Source organism: Neisseria sp. RH3002v2f (assembly GCF_014596375.1).
Classification (GTDB): domain Bacteria; phylum Pseudomonadota; class Gammaproteobacteria; order Burkholderiales; family Neisseriaceae; genus Neisseria; species Neisseria cinerea.
This window is the reverse complement of the sequence record NZ_MAYZ01000024.1, coordinates 33,435-51,418: the sequence shown is the minus strand read 5'-3', so window position 1 is coordinate 51,418 and position 17,984 is coordinate 33,435. Positions and strand designations below refer to the sequence as shown.

23 protein-coding genes and 1 pseudogene are annotated in these 17,984 nt (G+C 45.6%); all 24 read right to left on the bottom strand.

Annotated features, from left to right (window positions below):
• Positions 1-17: 17 nt before the first annotated feature.
• On the bottom strand, positions 18-371 hold the full coding sequence (gene rplR, locus BBW69_RS08295; protein WP_003675895.1) for a 50S ribosomal protein L18: 354 nt from the start codon (positions 369-371) through the stop codon (positions 18-20).
• A 13-nt stretch (positions 372-384) separates the two neighbouring features.
• Positions 385-918 carry a 50S ribosomal protein L6 gene (rplF, locus tag BBW69_RS08290; RefSeq protein ID WP_003675892.1) on the bottom strand — a complete coding sequence of 178 codons (534 nt, stop codon included), beginning with the start codon at positions 916-918 and terminating at the stop codon, positions 385-387.
• A 13-nt stretch (positions 919-931) separates the two neighbouring features.
• Positions 932-1,324, bottom strand: coding sequence for a 30S ribosomal protein S8 (gene rpsH / locus BBW69_RS08285; RefSeq protein WP_003675890.1), 393 nt, complete (start codon positions 1,322-1,324; stop codon positions 932-934).
• A 14-nt stretch (positions 1,325-1,338) separates the two neighbouring features.
• On the bottom strand, positions 1,339-1,644 hold the full coding sequence (rpsN, locus tag BBW69_RS08280) for a 30S ribosomal protein S14 (RefSeq protein ID WP_003684736.1): 306 nt from the start codon (positions 1,642-1,644) through the stop codon (positions 1,339-1,341).
• Positions 1,645-1,646: 2 nt separating this feature from the next.
• Positions 1,647-2,186, bottom strand: a complete 540-nt coding sequence (rplE, locus tag BBW69_RS08275; protein ID WP_003675887.1) for a 50S ribosomal protein L5 — start codon at positions 2,184-2,186, stop codon at positions 1,647-1,649.
• Positions 2,187-2,195: 9 nt separating this feature from the next.
• Positions 2,196-2,519 (bottom strand): 50S ribosomal protein L24, encoded by a 324-nt coding sequence (rplX, locus tag BBW69_RS08270; protein WP_107859601.1) that lies wholly within the window; start codon positions 2,517-2,519, stop codon positions 2,196-2,198.
• Positions 2,520-2,530: 11 nt separating this feature from the next.
• Positions 2,531-2,899 (bottom strand): 50S ribosomal protein L14, encoded by a 369-nt coding sequence (gene rplN / locus BBW69_RS08265; RefSeq protein ID WP_002215434.1) that lies wholly within the window; start codon positions 2,897-2,899, stop codon positions 2,531-2,533.
• Between the two features lie 221 nt (positions 2,900-3,120).
• Positions 3,121-3,384 (bottom strand): 30S ribosomal protein S17, encoded by a 264-nt coding sequence (gene rpsQ, locus BBW69_RS08260; protein WP_003675883.1) that lies wholly within the window; start codon positions 3,382-3,384, stop codon positions 3,121-3,123.
• Positions 3,384-3,575, bottom strand: coding sequence for a 50S ribosomal protein L29 (gene rpmC, locus BBW69_RS08255; protein WP_003675882.1), 192 nt, complete (start codon positions 3,573-3,575; stop codon positions 3,384-3,386). The genes rpsQ and rpmC overlap by 1 nt, the downstream gene beginning before the upstream one ends.
• A complete protein-coding gene (gene rplP / locus BBW69_RS08250) occupies positions 3,575-3,991 on the bottom strand; it encodes a 50S ribosomal protein L16 (RefSeq protein ID WP_003675880.1) in 417 nt (138 codons plus the stop codon). Before rplP ends, rpmC begins: the two co-directional genes overlap by 1 nt.
• On the bottom strand, positions 3,975-4,670 hold the full coding sequence (rpsC, locus tag BBW69_RS08245) for a 30S ribosomal protein S3 (protein ID WP_003675878.1): 696 nt from the start codon (positions 4,668-4,670) through the stop codon (positions 3,975-3,977). Before rpsC ends, rplP begins: the two co-directional genes overlap by 17 nt.
• 9 nt (positions 4,671-4,679) lie before the next feature.
• Positions 4,680-5,009: a 50S ribosomal protein L22 gene (rplV, locus tag BBW69_RS08240; RefSeq protein WP_003675877.1), complete on the bottom strand. Its 330-nt coding sequence runs from the start codon at positions 5,007-5,009 to the stop codon at positions 4,680-4,682.
• Between the two features lie 8 nt (positions 5,010-5,017).
• Positions 5,018-5,296, bottom strand: coding sequence for a 30S ribosomal protein S19 (gene rpsS, locus BBW69_RS08235; RefSeq protein ID WP_002215422.1), 279 nt, complete (start codon positions 5,294-5,296; stop codon positions 5,018-5,020).
• 5 nt (positions 5,297-5,301) lie between these two features.
• Positions 5,302-6,135: a 50S ribosomal protein L2 gene (gene rplB / locus BBW69_RS08230; RefSeq protein WP_003675876.1), complete on the bottom strand. Its 834-nt coding sequence runs from the start codon at positions 6,133-6,135 to the stop codon at positions 5,302-5,304.
• 5 nt (positions 6,136-6,140) lie between these two features.
• Positions 6,141-6,455, bottom strand: a complete 315-nt coding sequence (gene rplW / locus BBW69_RS08225; RefSeq protein WP_002231529.1) for a 50S ribosomal protein L23 — start codon at positions 6,453-6,455, stop codon at positions 6,141-6,143.
• On the bottom strand, positions 6,452-7,072 hold the full coding sequence (gene rplD, locus BBW69_RS08220) for a 50S ribosomal protein L4 (RefSeq protein ID WP_002218573.1): 621 nt from the start codon (positions 7,070-7,072) through the stop codon (positions 6,452-6,454). The genes rplW and rplD overlap by 4 nt, the downstream gene beginning before the upstream one ends.
• On the bottom strand, positions 7,072-7,716 hold the full coding sequence (rplC, locus tag BBW69_RS08215; RefSeq protein ID WP_003675875.1) for a 50S ribosomal protein L3: 645 nt from the start codon (positions 7,714-7,716) through the stop codon (positions 7,072-7,074). The genes rplD and rplC overlap by 1 nt, the downstream gene beginning before the upstream one ends.
• A gap of 407 nt (positions 7,717-8,123) precedes the next feature.
• A pseudogene (locus BBW69_RS08210) lies at positions 8,124-8,632 on the bottom strand (GTPase family protein); the annotation flags it as partial.
• Positions 8,633-8,865: 233 nt separating this feature from the next.
• Positions 8,866-9,177 carry a 30S ribosomal protein S10 gene (gene rpsJ, locus BBW69_RS08205; protein WP_003675871.1) on the bottom strand — a complete coding sequence of 104 codons (312 nt, stop codon included), beginning with the start codon at positions 9,175-9,177 and terminating at the stop codon, positions 8,866-8,868.
• A gap of 17 nt (positions 9,178-9,194) precedes the next feature.
• Complete coding sequence (gene tuf / locus BBW69_RS08200) at positions 9,195-10,379, bottom strand: elongation factor Tu (RefSeq protein WP_002215366.1); 1,185 nt, start codon at positions 10,377-10,379, stop codon at positions 9,195-9,197.
• Between the two features lie 85 nt (positions 10,380-10,464).
• Positions 10,465-12,570, bottom strand: coding sequence for an elongation factor G (gene fusA, locus BBW69_RS08195; protein WP_003677908.1), 2,106 nt, complete (start codon positions 12,568-12,570; stop codon positions 10,465-10,467).
• Positions 12,571-12,588: 18 nt separating this feature from the next.
• Positions 12,589-13,059, bottom strand: a complete 471-nt coding sequence (rpsG, locus tag BBW69_RS08190; protein WP_002240962.1) for a 30S ribosomal protein S7 — start codon at positions 13,057-13,059, stop codon at positions 12,589-12,591.
• Between the two features lie 117 nt (positions 13,060-13,176).
• Positions 13,177-13,548: a 30S ribosomal protein S12 gene (gene rpsL / locus BBW69_RS08185; protein WP_002218431.1), complete on the bottom strand. Its 372-nt coding sequence runs from the start codon at positions 13,546-13,548 to the stop codon at positions 13,177-13,179.
• A gap of 257 nt (positions 13,549-13,805) precedes the next feature.
• Complete coding sequence (gene rpoC / locus BBW69_RS08180; protein WP_188211004.1) at positions 13,806-17,981, bottom strand: DNA-directed RNA polymerase subunit beta'; 4,176 nt, start codon at positions 17,979-17,981, stop codon at positions 13,806-13,808.
• Positions 17,982-17,984 lie beyond the last annotated feature (3 nt).

Here is a 17,984-nt window from a genome sequence, read left to right as displayed (position 1 = left end):
CTGAAAGTCTCCAAATATTAGAAGCTTAAACCATTTTCACGTGCAGCTTCAGCCAAAGCTTTCACACGACCGTGATATTGGAAACCTGAACGGTCAAAAGCAACTTTTTCAACACCTACTGCTTTAGCTTTTTCAGCAATACGCTTACCAACTACAGCTGCTGCTTCAACGTTGCCACCTGATTTCAGGCTACTACGTACTTCAGCTTCCAATGTAGAGGCTTGAGCCAATACTTTATCACCTTCAGCACTAATTACTTGAGCATAAATATGATTATTGCTGCGGAACACACATAATCTTACCATTTTCAAGTCCGCGATACGTGCACGGGTTTTGCGTGCACGACGGAGTCGGGTTGCATGTTTATCCATTAGTGAACCTCAATTATTTTTTCTTGGCTTCTTTCATCACTACTACTTCACCTACATAACGAACACCTTTGCCTTTATAAGGTTCAGGAGAACGGAATGCACGAATTTCAGCAGCGACTTGGCCAACCACTTGTTTATCTGCACCAGTCAAAATAATTTCTGTTTGACTAGGTGTTTGAACAGAAACACCTTCAGGCATTTCATACACAATCGGATGAGAGAAACCCAAAGACAAGTTTAAAACTTTACCTTGAGCTTGGGCACGATAACCCACACCAATTAATTGAAGTTTTTTCTCAAAACCTTCTGAAACACCCTTAACCATGTTATTAACCAATGCACGAGCAGTACCAGACATAGCATTAGCCTGCTTACTGTTATTTTTTGCAGCAAAAGTCAATTTACCATCGTTCAATTCAATAGCAACATCGGAATGCAAAGGAAAAGACAATTCGCCATTTTTACCTTTGATTACCAATGCATCTGTTCCGAATTTTACTTCTACACCAGCAGGAACAGTCACTGGGTTTTTTGCGACGCGTGACATTTACTTTTCTCCACTAGGCTACGATGCACAACAACTCACCACCAACACCCTCAGAACGGGCTTTGCGATCAGTCATCACACCTTTAGAAGTACTAACAATAGCAACACCCAAGCCATTCATTACACTAGGGATCTCGCTGGATGCTTTGTAAATACGCAAACCTGGACGTGAAACACGTTTGATTTGCTCAATCACAGGACGACCTGCATAGTATTTCAATTGAATTTCCAATACCGGTTTTGCATCAGCAGAAACCGTAAAATCCTCGATATAACCTTCATCTTTCAAAACTTTTGCAATTGCGCATTTCAATTTAGAGGAAGGCATGGCAACTGTTGCTTTATTAGCACGTTGCGCATTGCGAACACGAGTCAACATATCGGAAATAGGATCATGCATACTCATTATTTATACTCCTATTACCAGCTAGCTTTAACAACACCAGGAATCTCGCCACGCATAGCGATTTCACGGATTTTAATACGGCCCAAACCAAATTTACGGAAAGTGCCACGAGGACGACCTGTTAAAGCACAACGACGACGTTGACGCACAGGTGCTGCATTACGAGGAATGGATTGAAATTTCAAACGTGCCTCAAAACGCTCTTCTTCAGTCGCATTTGCATCATTAATAACAGCAAAAATTGCCTCACGTTTAGCTGCAAATTTTTTTGCCAATGCCTGACGTTTCAGCTCACGATTAATAAGTGCTTTCTTAGCCATGATTATCCTTTAAACGGAAACTTGAACAGTGACAACAAAGCTTTCGCTTCTTCATCAGTTTTTGCGGTAGTTGTAATTGTAATATTCAAACCACGCAAAGCATCAATTTTATCGTATTCAATTTCCGGGAAAATAATTTGCTCACGAACGCCCATATTGTAATTGCCACGACCATCAAATGATTTACCGCTTACACCACGGAAGTCACGTACACGAGGCAATGCAATAGTAATCAAACGATCTAAGAATTCAAACATTTGATCACGACGCAATGTTACTTTGCAACCAACCGGATAGTTATCACGGATTTTAAAACCTGCGATAGATTTACGAGCAACCGTAACAACCGGTTTTTGGCCAGCAATTTTCTCTAAATCTGAAACAGCATGCTCCATGACTTTTTTATCAGCAACGGCCTCACCTACACCCATATTTAAGGTGATTTTCTCAATACGCGGAACTTCCATTACTGATTTGTAACCAAATTGCTTAACCAGTTCAGGAACAACTGTATTTTTATAAAACTCTCTTAAACGAGCCATGTTATCTCCTTATGCTCCAATGATAGAGCCATTTGATTTGAAGAAACGAACGCGTTTAACTTTGCCTTCATTTTCAATCAGCTTAATACCAACACGGTCTGCTTTATTAGTTTCTGGATTCAGGATTGCAACATTAGAAATATCTAAAGGCATTTCTTTAGTAATAATGCCACCCTCAATACCACGCATCGGATTAGGTTTTTGATGGCGTTTCACAACATTCACACCTTCAACAACAACTTTATCACCCAATACTCGAACTACCTGACCTTGCTTACCTTTATCTTTACCGGCAATTACTACAACCTGATCGCCTTTAATGATTTTATTCATCGCGCTATTCCTTATAATACTTCAGGCGCCAATGAAACGATTTTCATAAATCGCTCAGTACGCAATTCACGGGTTACCGGACCAAAAATACGAGTACCCAAGGGTTCAAGTTTATTATTCAACAATACAGCAGCGTTATTATCAAATTTAATTAACGCGCCATCTGGACGACGCACACCCTTAGCAGTACGAACAACTACTGCATTGTATACATCACCTTTTTTGACGCGGCCACGCGGGGCTGCATCTTTAACTGCAACTTTAATAATATCGCCAACAGAAGCGTAGCGACGCTTAGATCCGCCCAATACTTTGATACACATTACACGTCGTGCACCAGAGTTATCAGCCACATCTAAGATGGTCTGCATTTGAATCATATTAGTACCTTTAAATTAACCAACTTAATTTACCACTTTCATATAACTTGCATCTAACTACAGCTGCTTATTAAATGAAACCATCAAGGTTCTAGTAAACCAGTCTTGGATCCCGAAGGGGAGAACTTCCAGAAGAAACTGAAAGATAAGAAACGAAGTTTACACTCAAATTTACTTTGGCGCAATACTTCGTTTCCTATTAAAGCTAACTGTCTTAATTTCTAAACAGCACGTGCCTTCTCAACCAGTTCTTTAACAACCCAAGATTTGGTTTTTGACAGTGGACGAGTCTCCGCAATTACTACTACATCACCAATCCCATATTGATTACTTTCATCATGGGCATGGATTTTAGTTGATAAACGGATAATTTTACCGTACAGAGGATGTTTTACTTTACGTTCAACCAATACCGTAACGGTTTTGTCCATCTTGTCGCTTACCACTTTGCCTTGCAAAGTACGAACATTTTTATTTTCGCTCATTACTTAGCACCTTTTTCAGTTAAAATGGTTTTAATACGAGCAATATCGCGACGTACACGTTTTAATTCACTTGGTTTACCCAACTGACCAGTTGCATTTTGCATACGTAAGCCAAATTGAGCCTTCAACAAGTCCAACAAATCTGCATTTAATTGCTCAATAGATTTGTCTTTCAATTCATTTGCTTTCATTATTGACCTACCTGTCTTACTACAAAGGTCGTAGGAATAGGCAATTTGGCAGCAGCTAATTCAAATGCTTCACGAGCCAAAGCCTCTGGAACACCATCCATTTCATACAACACTTTGCCTGGTTTGATTTCGGCAATGTAATATTCCACGTTACCTTTACCGCCACCCATACGAACTTGAATAGGTTTCTCAGTAATTGGTTTGTCAGGGAATACACGAATCCAAATACGACCACCACGTTTAATGTGGCGAGTCATCGTACGACGAGCAGCTTCGATCTGGCGGGCAGTCAAACGACCACGACCAACGGCTTTCAAACCGAACTCACCGAAACTTACTTTGTTACCGCGAGTAGCAATACCAGTATTGCGACCTTTTTGTTGCTTGCGGTATTTCAGTCTAGTTGGCTGCAGCATTACGTCCACCTGCCTTTCTTTGTTTCTTTTCATGCTCAGGTTTAGCTGAAGTCTTCACATTACCTTCAGTATAAACCCAAACTTTCAGACCCAGCACGCCATAAGTGGTATGAGCTTCGCTAGTCGCATAATCTACGTTTGCACGCAAAGTATGCAGAGGTACACGACCTTCACGATACCATTCGCTACGAGCAATATCCGCACCATTCAGACGACCTGAGGTCATAATCTTGATACCTTTTGCTCCTGAACGCATAGCATTTTGCATAGCACGTTTCATAGCACGGCGGAATTGAACGCGTTTTTCCAATTGCTGAGCAATACCATCAGCAATAATTTGTGCATCCAATTCAGGTTTACGGATTTCTTCAATATTCACATGAACAGGCACACCCATCAAGGCTTGCAAATCACGTTTCAGAACTTCGATATCCTCACCTTTTTTACCAATTACTACGCCTGGACGGGCGGAATGGATGGTAATACGTGCAGATTTTGCAGGACGTTCAATAACTACGCGACCAACAGAAGCATTCGCCAATTTTTTACGCAGGTAGTTACGAACATCAATATCTTGTTTCAAAACAGCAGAAAAGTCGGTGCTTTTAGCAAACCATTTTGAAGCCCAGTCTTTAGTTACCGCCAGGCGAAAGCCTGTAGGGTTAATCTTTTGTCCCATAGCTTTTCCTTAGTTGCCCACTGTCACATTGATATGACAAGTTTGTTTTTCAATGCGGTTACCGCGACCTTTGGCACGAGCTTGGAAACGTTTCAAGCTTGGACCTTTGTCAACAAAGATAGTTACTACTTTCAACTCATCAATGTCAGCACCGTTATTGTGCTCAGCATTAGCAATAGCTGATTCCAATACTTTTTTAATCAACTCAGCACCTTTTTTAGGACTGAAAGTCAAAATATTCAAAGCTTGGGCAACGTCTTTACCACGAATCAAATCAGCTACCAAACGAGCCTTTTGAGCAGAGATACGGGCATTTTTATGTTGTGCATTTACTCTCATGATTCACCTTATTTCTTTTTAGCCTTTTTATCAGCCAGGTGGCCTTTAAAGGTACGGGTCAATGAGAATTCACCTAATTTATGACCAACCATGTTATCACTGATAAACACGGGCACATGAGTGCGGCCGTTGTGTACAGCAATGGTCAGACCGATAAAATCAGGCAGAATGGTAGAACGACGAGACCAAGTTTTAATCGGGCGCTTATCGTTGCTTGCACGAGCAGCATCTACTTTTTTCAGCAAATGCAGGTCTACATATGGGCCTTTTTTCAATGAACGAGCCATACTAATTAACCTTTATTTGAGTAACGACGACGAACAATCATGTTATCCGTGCGTTTGTTATTACGAGTGCGGTAGCCTTTAGCAGGAGTACCCCATGGGCTAACCGGTTCGCGAGCTTCACCGGTACGACCTTCACCACCACCATGCGGGTGATCGACAGGGTTCATGACAACACCACGAACGGTCGGACGAATACCGCGCCAACGATTAGCACCGGCTTTACCGATTTTCTTCAGGCTTTGCTCTTCGTTACCGACTTCACCGATGGTTGCACGGCAATTTACGTTGATTTTACGAACTTCGCCAGAGCGCAGACGGACTTGAGCGTATGCGCCTTCTTTAGCCAGCAATACCGCAGAAGCACCGGCAGAACGTGCAATTTGTGCACCTTTACCAGGTTTCATTTCGATACAGTGGATAGTCGTACCAACGGGAATATTGCGGATCGGCAGGGTGTTACCTACTTTGATGGCAGCTTCAGCACCGGAAACCAATACAGCACCGGCTTGAATACCGCGAGGAGCGATGATGTAGCGACGTTCGCCGTCTGCATAGCACAACAATGCAATAAAGGCAGTGCGGTTAGGATCGTATTCGATACGCTCTACTTTTGCAGGGATACCGTCTTTGTTACGTTTAAAGTCTACAACACGGTAATGGTGTTTATGACCGCCGCCTTTATGACGGGTGGTGATATGACCATTATGGTTACGACCGGCAGTAGAATTTTTCTTTTCGAGCAAAGGTGCATAAGGCGCACCTTTGTGCAAACCTTCTGTTACCACGCGAACCATGCCGCGACGGCCTGCAGAAGTTGGCTTCATTTTAACGATTGCCATTTTGTTTATTCCTTATCTGCAGCTGCAGCAGCGGCTTCCAAATCCAACTCTTGACCGGCTGCCAAGCTTACATAAGCTTTTTTAACATCGCTGCGGCGGCCCAAAGTACGACCAAAACGCTTAGTTTTGCCTTTAGTTGTAACGGTAGTTACAGAAGCAACTTGAACACCAAACAGCAGCTCAACAGCAGCTTTGATTTCAGGTTTGGTTGCATTTGCCAAGACTTTAAACGTCATTTGGTTGCGTTTTTCAGCCAATACGTTGCTTTTTTCAGAAACGATAGGTGCCAAAATCACTTGAGTCAAACGTTGTTGATTCATACCCATTGCTCCTCTAATTGTGCAACTGCATCTTTAGTGATGATTACTTTTTTGTAACGCAGCAAGCTGTAAGGATCAACTTGTTGAGCTTCCAAAACCAACACGTTTGGCAAGTTGCGTGAAGCCAAGTAAACATTCTCGTCGAGCTGTTTGGTTACAAACAACACTTGCTCCAGACCCAGATTTTTCACTTGTTCAGCAAAAACTTTGGTTTTAGGAGTTTCAGCAGTCAACGCTTCGATAGCAAACAAACGCTCGTCACGAGCCAATTGGGACAGAATAGTCGCCATACCAGCACGGTACATTTTACGGTTTACTTTTTGAGTGAAGTTTTCGTCAGGTTTGTTCGGGAACGCGCGACCACCTTTACGCCACAGCGGAGAAGAAGTCATACCGGAACGTGCACGGCCGGTACCTTTTTGACGCCATGGTTTTTTGGTTGAATGTTTTACTTCGGCACGGGTTTTTTGAGCGCGGTTACCAGAGCGGGCGTTTGCCAGGTAGGCATTTACCAGCTGATGAACCAACGCTTCATTGTATTCGCGAGCGAACAAAGCATCAGAAACAGATAGACTGCCTGAGACTTGTCCTTTAGCGTCAATTACTTTCAATTCCATTACGCACCTACTTTCACGCTAGGACGAACTACAACATCGCTGTTGACCGCACCTGGAACAGCACCCTTGACCAACAGCAGTTGGCGTTCTGCATCAACACGTACAACTTCCAGTTTTTGGACAGTTGCTTTGGTGTTACCGTATTGACCAGCCATGCGTTTACCAGGGAACACGCGACCCGGGTCTTGCGCCATCCCGATAGAGCCTGGAACACGGTGAGAACGGGAGTTACCGTGAGAAGTACGTTGAGCACCGAAGTTATGACGTTTGATTGTACCGGAGAAACCTTTACCTTTAGAGGTACCGGTTACATCAACCAGTTGACCGACTTCAAACATAGAAACGGTAATTTCGTCACCGGCCTTCAATTCAGCCAGTTTTTCTTCAGTCAAAGCAAACTCAATCAAACCGCGACCGGCTTCAACACCTGCTTTTGCAAAGTGTCCAGCTTCAGCTTTATTGACACGGTTAGCTTTCTTCTGACCAAAGGTAACTTGAACGGCAGTATAGCCGTCAGCATCTTTGGATTTTACTTGTGTAACGCGGTTGGCAGACATATCCAAAACGGTTACCGGAACAGAAACACCTTGTTCGTCGAACACGCGGGTCATACCAACTTTGCGCCCAACCAGACCTAAAGTCATGATTATTTTCCTTTTAAAGTAAAGGGACAGGCTACGATTGGCCTGTCTTTCAGACAAAGTTAAACTTGGAACGAATGTACCAAGTCAGACATTATATCTGACAAGTCAAAGAAATATCAACAAAAATATCTTAAATATGCCGCCTGAAGCGTTTTGAATCTTCAGACGGCATAGGGTCGGACTCTTTAAAAAGGCCTGTATCCAATCATCACAGCGTATCCATCTTTCTTCGACAAACCGGAATATGGTTGATGACTGCATCCATTATTTCTTTGAGATGAAAACATTTAAGATTGAAGACTCGCTGACACCTGTCGTACCGACAAGCAAGACATCCAAAGGACGGAAAGCAACTGCTGTGACCTTTTGCCCGATTTCAGAAATACGTTAACGATGCATATGCACCCCTACCAGCCAAACCAAGAGGCAAACGTGCTAATCATCCCTCCAATCGCTTTTGCAGCACCGCCGATCAACGTCCCAACGCCGCTCGCTATCGTTGAAACAACTTCTTTAACCGAGCCTCCCGCAGCCCCCAATATTTTCTCCAGCACACTGCCGATACTGCTGTCGATTTCTTACCGCTCCTCCTGTTTGCGGCGGCTGGTATCTCGTTCGATTTCTTCCACATTAATCCTCTCTGCCACAATCACCCGTTTTTCAGACGGCATATACGTCTCGAACACACTTTCTCCTCCAAAAAGTTTTCCAAGGCGGCGTTCGGACGGACGGCTTCCGCATCCCAATTCCACCCTTTCATCGCCATATCACACTGATTAATCGCAACAAGCAACCGGTCTATACGACCTTCCCTGCTCTTCTTCAATGTATTGATGATTACATTGTTAATCAGTTCGTATGATGTCCCCAAGTCCCAGGAGCCGCCGTCAAGCAGTACCAAAACCAAGTCGATTATAGGGCAAGCCTTCGAAAGGCGATGGATAAAACATATCCTGTTTTGTTCACTAAAAAATATTGGGTAATGCCGTCTGAAAATTTTTGAAACAAAAAATAAACCGACTTCTTTGGCATGTACTTCTTTAATTTTACCGTTTTGTCTTGAATCTGTTATTCCACCGCATATTTTCAAACGGCATAAAATAAAAAATCCCCAAGCATTTATTGCTTGGGGATTCTCAGTAGTCCTGATTATTGAACTTTGATTTCTACATCAACACCTGCAGGTAAGTCCAGCTTCATTAGTGCTTCAGTAGTTTTATCAGTCCAATCCACGATGTCCATCAGGCGCAAGTGGGTGCGGATTTCCAATTGTTCACGAGAAGTTTTATTCACGTGTGGAGAACGCAGAATGTTGAAGCGCTCGATTTTAGTCGGCAACGGAATCGGGCCTTTTACAACGGCACCAGTACGTTTTGCAGTTTCAACAATTTCTTGGGCAGAACGATCAATCAGGCTGTAATCATAAGCTTTCAGGCGGATACGGATTTTTTGGTTTGCCATTTATCAATATCCTTCAATTAAGCGATTACAGAAGAAACCACGCCGGCACCTACGGTACGGCCACCTTCGCGAATCGCAAAGCGCAGACCTTCTTCCATAGCGATAGGCGCAATCAGTTCTACAGTAATGGTTACGTTCTCACCCGGCATTACCATTTCTACACCTTCTTCCAAAGTAACCGCGCCGGTTACGTCGGTAGTACGGAAGTAGAATTGTGGACGGTAGTTAGCGAAGAACGGAGTGTGACGACCACCCTCTTCTTTGCTCAGTACGTATACTTCTGCTTTGAACTTGGTGTGAGGAGTGATAGTACCCGGTTTAGCCAATACTTGACCACGCTCTACGTCTTCACGTTTAGTACCACGCAGCAATACACCTACGTTGTCACCAGCTTGACCTTCGTCCAGCAGTTTGCGGAACATTTCAACACCGGTACAAGTGGTTTTTTGAGTTTCTTTCAGACCTACGATTTCGATCTCGTCACCAACGTGGATGATACCACGCTCTACACGACCGGTTACTACTGTACCGCGACCGGAAATAGAGAACACGTCTTCGATAGGCAACAAGAAAGGTTTGTCCACGGCACGCTCAGGAGTCGGGATGTAGCTGTCCAATGCAGCAGCCAATTCGAAGATTTTTTCTTCGTAAGCTGCGTCGCCTTCCAAGGCTTTCAGTGCAGAACCTTGTACGATCGGGCAGTCGTCACCTGGGAAGTCGTAGCTTGACAGCAAGTCACGGATTTCCATTTCAACCAGCTCCAACAGCTCGGCATCGTCAACCATGTCGCATTTGTTCATGAACACGATGATGTAAGGTACACCTACTTGGCGGGCCAACAGGATGTGTTCGCGAGTTTGCGGCATAGGACCGTCAGCTGCGGAACATACCAAGATCGCACCGTCCATTTGGGCAGCACCGGTAATCATGTTTTTAACGTAGTCGGCGTGACCCGGGCAGTCTACGTGTGCGTAGTGGCGGGTTTCGGTTTCGTATTCTACGTGTGAGGTATTAATGGTAATACCGCGGGCTTTTTCTTCAGGAGCGTTGTCGATTTGGTCGTAAGCTTTTGCAGCGCCACCAAATTTTTTAGCCAAAATAGTAGTCAAAGCAGCAGTCAGAGTGGTTTTACCATGGTCAACGTGACCGATGGTGCCAACGTTTACGTGCGGTTTGCTACGTTCAAATTTTTCCTTAGCCATGAGCTAATTCCTTTACATATAAAGATCGATTAAAGAACAATGGCCGTCTGAAAATTTATTTTCAGTTTCAGACGGCCTTTTCTGATTAGCCTTTGCGGGCTTCAGTTACAGCAGCAGCTACGTGAGCAGGAGCTTCAGCGTATTTTTTGAACTCCATGGAGTAAGTAGCGCGGCCTTGGGTTGCAGAACGCAGGTCGGTTGAGTAACCGAACATTTCTGCCAGAGGTACTTCGGCACGGACTTTCTTACCGCCGATACCGTCATCATCCATACCCAATACAACGCCACGACGACGGTTCAAGTCACCCATTACGTCACCCATGTATTCTTCAGGGGTTTCCACTTCAACTGCCATGATTGGCTCAAGCAGAGCAGGATTGGCTTTACGCATACCTTCTTTGAAGGCTTGAGAAGCAGCCAATTCGAAGGCCAGTTGAGAGGAGTCGACATCGTGTGAGGAACCGAAGATCAAACGTACGCGTACGTCAACTACTGGGTAACCTGCAACGATACCGTTAGGCAGGGTATCGCGGATACCTTTATCGACAGACGGAATAAATTCGCGAGGAATCACACCACCCTTAATTTCGTCGATAAATTCGTAGCCTGCACCACCCGGTTCCATAGGTTCCATTTTGATCACAACGTGACCGTATTGACCTTTACCACCAGATTGTTTGGCGTGTTTGTATTCAGCTTCAACTTCTTTGCGGATGGTTTCGCGGTAAGCCACTTGAGGCGCACCGATATTCGCTTCCACACCGAATTCACGTTTCATACGGTCTACAATAATTTCCAAGTGCAGCTCACCCATACCGGAAATAATGGTTTGACCGGATTCCTCGTCTGTACGGACACGGAAAGAAGGGTCTTCTTTAGCTAGACGGTTCAGGGCAATACCCATTTTCTCTTGGTCGGCTTTGGTTTTCGGCTCAACGGCAATATGGATTACCGGCTCAGGGAATTCCATGCGTTCCAAGATAATTGGTGCGCTTTCAGCACACAGGGTTTCACCGGTAGTAACGTCTTTCAGACCGATAGCGGCTGCAATATCACCAGCGCGTACTTCTTCGATTTCAGTACGGTCTGCAGCAGTCATTTGTACCAAACGGCCGATACGTTCACGAGTACCTTTTACTGAGTTCAATACGGTATCACCGGATTTCACAACGCCAGAGTAAACGCGGATAAAGGTCAATTGACCAACATATTTGTCGTTCAACATTTTGAACGCCAATGCAGAGAATTTCTCTTCATCGCTGGCTTGACGGCTGTCAGCTTCTTCAGTGTTAGGGTTAACACCTTGAACCGGAGGAATATCGGTAGGAGCAGGCAACAACTCTACAACTGCGTCCAACATACGTTGAACACCTTTGTTTTTAAATGCAGAACCGCACAACATAGGTTGGATTTCACCTGCTAAAGTACGTTGACGCAATGCACCTACGATTTCTTCTTCGGTCAGCTCATCGCCACCCAAGTATTTATCCATCAATTCTTCACTGGCTTCTGCTGCGGCTTCAATCATGTTTTGACGCCATTCCTCGGCAGTTTCAACCAATTCGGCAGGAATGTCGCCATAAGTAAAGGTCGTACCTTTATCGGCCTCATTCCAAATGATGGATTTCATTTTCAGCAGGTCAACAACACCGGTGAAACTGTCTTCTGCACCCACCGGAATAACAATAGGCACTGGGTTTGCACGCAAACGGGTTTTCATTTGCTCGACAACACGGAAGAAGTTTGCACCTTGACGGTCCATTTTGTTTACAAACGCCAAGCGTGGTACTTGGTATTTGTTAGCTTGACGCCATACGGTTTCGGATTGAGGTTGAACACCACCCACCGCACAGTAAACCATTACCGCACCATCCAATACACGCATAGAACGCTCTACCTCTACGGTAAAGTCAACGTGTCCCGGGGTATCGATGATGTTGAAGCGGTGTTCAGGGAATTGTTTCGCCATACCGGACCAGTAGGAAGTTACGGCAGCAGAGGTAATGGTAATACCACGCTCTTGCTCTTGTTCCATGTAGTCGGTAGTAGCCGCGCCATCATGTACCTCGCCCAACTTGTGAGTCAAACCGGTATAGAACAAAATACGTTCTGTAGTAGTGGTTTTACCCGCGTCAATATGGGCGGAAATACCGATGTTACGGTACAGGCTGATCGGGGTCTTACGAGCCATTTTATTAGCCTTTCAAAATTAGAAACGGAAGTGAGAGAATGCTTTGTTGGCTTCAGCCATGCGGTGTACTTCTTCACGTTTTTTCAACGCACCGCCACGACCTTCAGCCGCATCAATCAATTCGCCTGCCAAACGCAGGTCCATAGATTTCTCACCACGTTTACGGGCCGCGTCACGAACCCAGCGCATTGCCAAAGCCAAACGGCGTGAAGGACGAACTTCAACAGGAACTTGGTAGTTTGCACCACCTACACGGCGGCTTTTCACTTCCACGATAGGTTTGGCGTTTGCAATGGCTTCGTTAAATACTTCGATTGCTACTTTGCCGGTTTTTTTCTCAATTTGTTCCAGCGCACCGTAAACAATACGTTCTGCAACAGATTTTTTACCGTCAATCATCAATACGTTCATGAATTTAGTCAGCTCAACGCTGCCGAATTTAGGATCTGGCAGTACGTCGCGCTTAGGGACTTCTCTACGTCTTGGCATTTTAATTTCCTTTAATCTATTCAGTTGGGTCAATTCCCATGAATACCCAATTGAGTATTCACTTACTCGGCCGTTGTTCAGCTTAGGCGGCCGACGTGCCTATTTGAGTCCCGATAATTATTTAGGACGCTTAGCACCGTATTTAGAACGGGCTTGTTTACGGTCTTTAACACCTGCAGTATCCAAAGAACCGCGTACAGTGTGGTAACGTACACCTGGCAAGTCTTTTACACGACCGCCGCGAATCAATACGACACTGTGCTCTTGCAAGTTGTGGCCTTCACCACCGATGTATGAAATGACTTCAAAACCGTTGGTCAGGCGAACTTTACACACTTTACGCAATGCAGAGTTAGGTTTTTTAGGGGTAGTTGTGTATACACGGGTACACACGCCACGTTTTTGCGGGCAAGCTTCCAGTGCAGGCACTTTGTTTACGTACACAGGCTTTTGACGGCCTTTGCGTACCAATTGGTTGATAGTTGGCATATTTTCTCGTCCTGTTGAGTTAAATACTTGCCGACACCATGTCGACAAGAGTGGAATTATATTTTTATTGCAAGCATACAGTCAAGCGCAAGATTAGGAAAATTCATCATTTTTCTTTTTTCAGATAAACATTTAGGTCCCTTATACTCATAAACAACTATTACCAGAAAGGAAATCACTAATAATTTAAATGCCGTCTGAAAGAAAAACCGCAAGTTTAAAGCTTGCGGTTTTTTATTGAATAAACGCACCAAAGATTATTCATCCGTTACTTGGGTTTCAGCAGTCTCCTGCTCCACCTCTTGCCATTGTTGATGACGGCTGCGGTGGTAAGTCAAACCGGTACCGGCAGGAATCAAACGACCGACAATCACGTTCTCTTTCAGACCACGCAACTCGTCTTGTTTGCCCATGATGGCAGCTTCGGTCAGAACGCGGGTCGTTTCTTGGAACGATGCAGCAGAAATGAAGCTGTCGGTAGACAGGGAGGCTTTGGTAATACCCAACAATACGTTTTCGTAACGTGCCGGCTCTTTGCCTTCTTCCAAAGCTTTTTCATTGGCTGTCATGACATCGCCACGTTCCACTTGTTCGCCGGTAATAAATTCAGTTTCGCCTGAATCGACAATATTCACACGGCGCAGCATCTGACGGATGATGACTTCGATGTGTTTATCGGAAATCTTCACACCTTGCAGACGGTAAACCTCTTGCACCTCTTGAACAATGTAGCGTGCCAGTGCTTCAATACCTTGCAGACGCAGAATATCATGCGGATCAACAGCTCCGTCCACAATGGTTTCACCGCGGTTTACCACTTGACCGTCGTGTACCAGAATTTGTTTCTCTTTGGAAATCAAAGTCTCGTATGCTACACCGTCCACGTCAGTGATAATCAGACGTTGCTTGCCTTTGGTCTCTTTACCGAATGAAACGGTACCGGTGATTTCCGCCAGCATACCTGCATCTTTCGGCACGCGTGCTTCAAACAGCTCGGCAACGCGCGGCAGACCGCCGGTAATATCGCGGGTTTTGGAAGAGGCTTGCGGGATACGCGCCAATACGTCACCTTTACCGATTTCCTGACCTTCGCGTACGGTAATCACAGCGCCCACAGGGAATGCCATAGATACCGGAGTGGAAGTACCCGGGATACAGATTTCCAGACCGTTTTCATCCAACAGTTTCACAGTCGGACGCAGCAGTTTGGATGCGCTGCTGGAACGGCGTTTACCGTCAATCACCACCAAAGTGGACAAACCGGTTACATCGTCAGTTTGTTTGGCAACGGTTACACCCTCTTCCACGTTTTCGAATTTCACCCAACCTGCGTGTTCGGTAATCATCGGACGGGTATGCGGATCCCAAGTTGCCAACGTTTGGCCGGCTTTAATGGCCGCGCCGTCTTGTACCAGCAGGATTGCACCGTAAGGTACTTTGTGACGTTCACGTTCGCGACCGATGTCATCATGGATAACGACTTCGCAAGAGCGGCCGATGACAACCAATTCGCCTTTGTTGTTGGCAACATAACGCATTTGGCTGCTGAAACGTGCTGTACCATTGGATTTGGCTTCTACTTGGCTGGCTGCCGCCGCACGAGATGCCGCACCACCGATGTGGAACGTGCGCATAGTCAGCTGAGTACCTGGTTCACCAATGGATTGTGCAGCAATCACACCAACTGCCTCACCGGCGTTAACCAGTTTACCGCGTGCCAAGTCGCGACCATAACAGTGCGCACACAAGCCATGGCGGGTTTTACAAGTAATCGGAGTACGGACTTTGACTTCATCGACACCGGATTGGTCAATCATATCCACCAGTTTTTCAGTCAACAACGTACCGGCTTCAACCAAGGTCTCGCCACTTGACGGATCGACAACGTCAGACGCGGTAACACGACCCAAAATACGATCGCGCAATGCTTCAATCACATCACCGCCTTGTACGACTGCCTTCATGACAAAGCCGTCTGAAGTACCGCAATCGTCTTCAACAACGACCAAGTCTTGAGTTACGTCTACCAGACGACGGGTCAGGTAACCGGAGTTTGCGGTTTTCAATGCGGTATCCGCCAAACCCTTACGCGCACCGTGGGTCGCAATAAAGTATTGCAATACGGTCAGACCTTCGCGGAAGTTTGAGGTAATCGGCGTTTCAATAATCGAGCCGTCAGGTTTTGCCATCAAACCGCGCATACCGGACAACTGTTTAATCTGAGCCGCAGAACCACGGGCACCGGAGTCAGCCATCATGTAGATGGAGTTGAATGACTCTTGATCGACTTCGTTGCCATCACGATCGATAACTTTTTGTTTGGACAAGTTATCCATCATCGCTTTAGCAATTTTATCGCCGGCACGACCCCAAATATCCACCACTTTGTTGTAGCGTTCACCGTTGGTTACCAAACCTTGACGGTATTGGTCTTCGATTTCTTTAACCTCGGCATTGGCTTCAGCCAACAAGGCCGCTTTTTCTTTTGGAATTTCCATGTCGTCAACAGCAATGGAAATACCGCCTTTGGCTGCAAATCCGAAACCGGTGTACATCAAGTGGTCGGCGAAAATAACCGTATCGCGCAAGCCGCACAGGCGGAACGACGCGTTAATCAGCTTGGAAATTTCTTTTTTCTTCAGTGCCTTGTTGATGTATTCGAACGGCAAGCCTTTAGGCAGGATTTCGCTCAACAATGCACGGCCGACGGTTGTTTCGTAGCGGGTAACGACAGGTTCAAACTCACCTGCTTCGTTTTTCACCCATTCGCGCAGACGTACGGTGATTTTTGTACCCAGCTCAACCTGTTTGGTATGGTATGCACGATGCACTTCTTTCACATCAGCAAACAGACTGCCCTCACCTTTGGCATTGATGCGGTCGCGGGTCATGTAGTACAGACCCAATACAATGTCTTGGGAAGGTACGATAATCGGTTCGCCGTTAGCAGGAGACAATACATTGTTTGAAGCCAGCATCAGGGTGCGCGCTTCCATTTGCGCTTCCAAGCTCAATGGAACGTGTACCGCCATTTGGTCACCGTCAAAGTCGGCGTTAAACGCGGCACATACCAACGGATGCAGCTGAATGGCTTTACCTTCAATCAGGATGGGTTCAAACGCTTGAATACCCAAACGGTGCAGGGTCGGCGCACGATTCAGCATAATAGGATGTTCGCGAATGACTTCTTCCAAGATGTCCCATACTTCCGGTACTTCTTGTTCTACCAATTTTTTCGCTGCTTTAACGGTAGATGCCAAACCTTGTTTTTCCAGTTTATGGAAAATGAACGGTTTGAACAGTTCCAAAGCCATTTTTTTCGGCAGACCGCATTGGTGCAGACGCAGGTATGGACCTACGGTAATCACGGAACGACCGGAGTAGTCCACACGTTTACCCAGCAGGTTTTGGCGGAAACGACCGCCCTTACCTTTAATCATGTCTGCCAATGATTTCAGTGGACGCTTGTTGGCACCGGTCATGGCTTTACCGCGACGGCCGTTATCCAACAGCGAGTCAACCGCTTCTTGCAACATACGTTTTTCATTGCGAACAATGATGTCAGGAGCGTGCAGTTCCAGCAGTCGTTTCAGACGGTTGTTACGGTTGATGACGCGACGGTATAAATCGTTCAAATCGGAAGTGGCAAAACGACCGCCATCTAATGGAACCAACGGACGCAAATCAGGCGGCAATACCGGCAGCACGTCCATAATCATCCATTCCAGTTTCATACCGGAACGGTGGAAGGCTTCCAATACTTTCAAACGTTTGGCGATTTTTTTGATTTTGGTGTCAGAACCGGTAGATTCCAGCTCTTGACGAAGGATTTCGATTTCACCGGTAATATCCAAGGTGCGCAGCAATTCGCGGATACCTTCTGCACCCATTTTGGCATCAAAGTCATCGCCGTATTCGTCCAGTTTGTTGTAGTAATCGTCTTCAGTCAACAATTGACGACGTTGCAACGGAGTCATGCCGGGATCGGTTACCACAAATGCTTCAAAGTACAATACGCGTTCGATGTCGCGCAAAGTCATGTCCAGTACCATACCCAAGCGGGAAGGCAGGGATTTCAAGAACCAAATGTGTGCAACTGGTGCAGCCAATTCAATGTGGCCCATGCGTTCGCGGCGTACTTTGGACAGGGTCACTTCTACGCCACATTTTTCACAGGTTACGCCTTTAAATTTCAAGCGTTTGTATTTACCGCACAAACATTCATAGTCTTTGACCGGGCCAAAGATTTTGGCGCAGAACAAACCGTCGCGCTCAGGTTTGAACGTACGGTAGTTGATGGTTTCAGGTTTTTTAACTTCGCCGTAAGACCATGAGCGGATGGTTTCGGGAGAGGCAATACCGATTTTGATGGCATCAAACTCTTCTTCCATGCCGGCAGTTTGCAACGGATTAAATAAGTTCAACAAATTCATTTT

What these genes read in the sequence shown, in the direction of transcription:
- rpsH (WP_003675890.1), bottom strand. Translation starts at nt 1,324, where the DNA reads ATGAGTATGCATGATCCTATTTCCGATATGTTGACTCGTGTTCGCAAT.
- rplV (WP_003675877.1), bottom strand. Translation starts at nt 5,009, where the DNA reads ATGAGAGTAAATGCACAACATAAAAATGCCCGTATCTCTGCTCAAAAG.
- fusA (WP_003677908.1), bottom strand. Translation starts at nt 12,570, where the DNA reads ATGGCTCGTAAGACCCCGATCAGCCTGTACCGTAACATCGGTATTTCC.
- rplD (WP_002218573.1), bottom strand. Translation starts at nt 7,072, where the DNA reads ATGGAATTGAAAGTAATTGACGCTAAAGGACAAGTCTCAGGCAGTCTA.
- rplR (WP_003675895.1), bottom strand. Translation starts at nt 371, where the DNA reads ATGGATAAACATGCAACCCGACTCCGTCGTGCACGCAAAACCCGTGCA.
- rplF (WP_003675892.1), bottom strand. Translation starts at nt 918, where the DNA reads ATGTCACGCGTCGCAAAAAACCCAGTGACTGTTCCTGCTGGTGTAGAA.
- rpsC (WP_003675878.1), bottom strand. Translation starts at nt 4,670, where the DNA reads ATGGGACAAAAGATTAACCCTACAGGCTTTCGCCTGGCGGTAACTAAA.
- rplW (WP_002231529.1), bottom strand. Translation starts at nt 6,455, where the DNA reads ATGAATCAACAACGTTTGACTCAAGTGATTTTGGCACCTATCGTTTCT.
- rpsJ (WP_003675871.1), bottom strand. Translation starts at nt 9,177, where the DNA reads ATGGCAAACCAAAAAATCCGTATCCGCCTGAAAGCTTATGATTACAGC.
- rplB (WP_003675876.1), bottom strand. Translation starts at nt 6,135, where the DNA reads ATGGCAATCGTTAAAATGAAGCCAACTTCTGCAGGCCGTCGCGGCATG.
- rpmC (WP_003675882.1), bottom strand. Translation starts at nt 3,575, where the DNA reads ATGAAAGCAAATGAATTGAAAGACAAATCTATTGAGCAATTAAATGCA.
- rplN (WP_002215434.1), bottom strand. Translation starts at nt 2,899, where the DNA reads ATGATTCAAATGCAGACCATCTTAGATGTGGCTGATAACTCTGGTGCA.
- rpsN (WP_003684736.1), bottom strand. Translation starts at nt 1,644, where the DNA reads ATGGCTAAGAAAGCACTTATTAATCGTGAGCTGAAACGTCAGGCATTG.
- tuf (WP_002215366.1), bottom strand. Translation starts at nt 10,379, where the DNA reads ATGGCTAAGGAAAAATTTGAACGTAGCAAACCGCACGTAAACGTTGGC.
- rplE (WP_003675887.1), bottom strand. Translation starts at nt 2,186, where the DNA reads ATGGCTCGTTTAAGAGAGTTTTATAAAAATACAGTTGTTCCTGAACTG.
- rplX (WP_107859601.1), bottom strand. Translation starts at nt 2,519, where the DNA reads ATGAATAAAATCATTAAAGGCGATCAGGTTGTAGTAATTGCCGGTAAA.
- rpsS (WP_002215422.1), bottom strand. Translation starts at nt 5,296, where the DNA reads ATGGCTCGTTCATTGAAAAAAGGCCCATATGTAGACCTGCATTTGCTG.
- rpoC (WP_188211004.1), bottom strand. Translation starts at nt 17,981, where the DNA reads ATGAATTTGTTGAACTTATTTAATCCGTTGCAAACTGCCGGCATGGAA.
- rplC (WP_003675875.1), bottom strand. Translation starts at nt 7,716, where the DNA reads ATGACTTTAGGTCTGGTTGGGCGCAAAGTTGGTATGACCCGCGTGTTC.
- rpsL (WP_002218431.1), bottom strand. Translation starts at nt 13,548, where the DNA reads ATGCCAACTATCAACCAATTGGTACGCAAAGGCCGTCAAAAGCCTGTG.
- rplP (WP_003675880.1), bottom strand. Translation starts at nt 3,991, where the DNA reads ATGCTGCAGCCAACTAGACTGAAATACCGCAAGCAACAAAAAGGTCGC.
- rpsG (WP_002240962.1), bottom strand. Translation starts at nt 13,059, where the DNA reads ATGCCAAGACGTAGAGAAGTCCCTAAGCGCGACGTACTGCCAGATCCT.
- rpsQ (WP_003675883.1), bottom strand. Translation starts at nt 3,384, where the DNA reads ATGAGCGAAAATAAAAATGTTCGTACTTTGCAAGGCAAAGTGGTAAGC.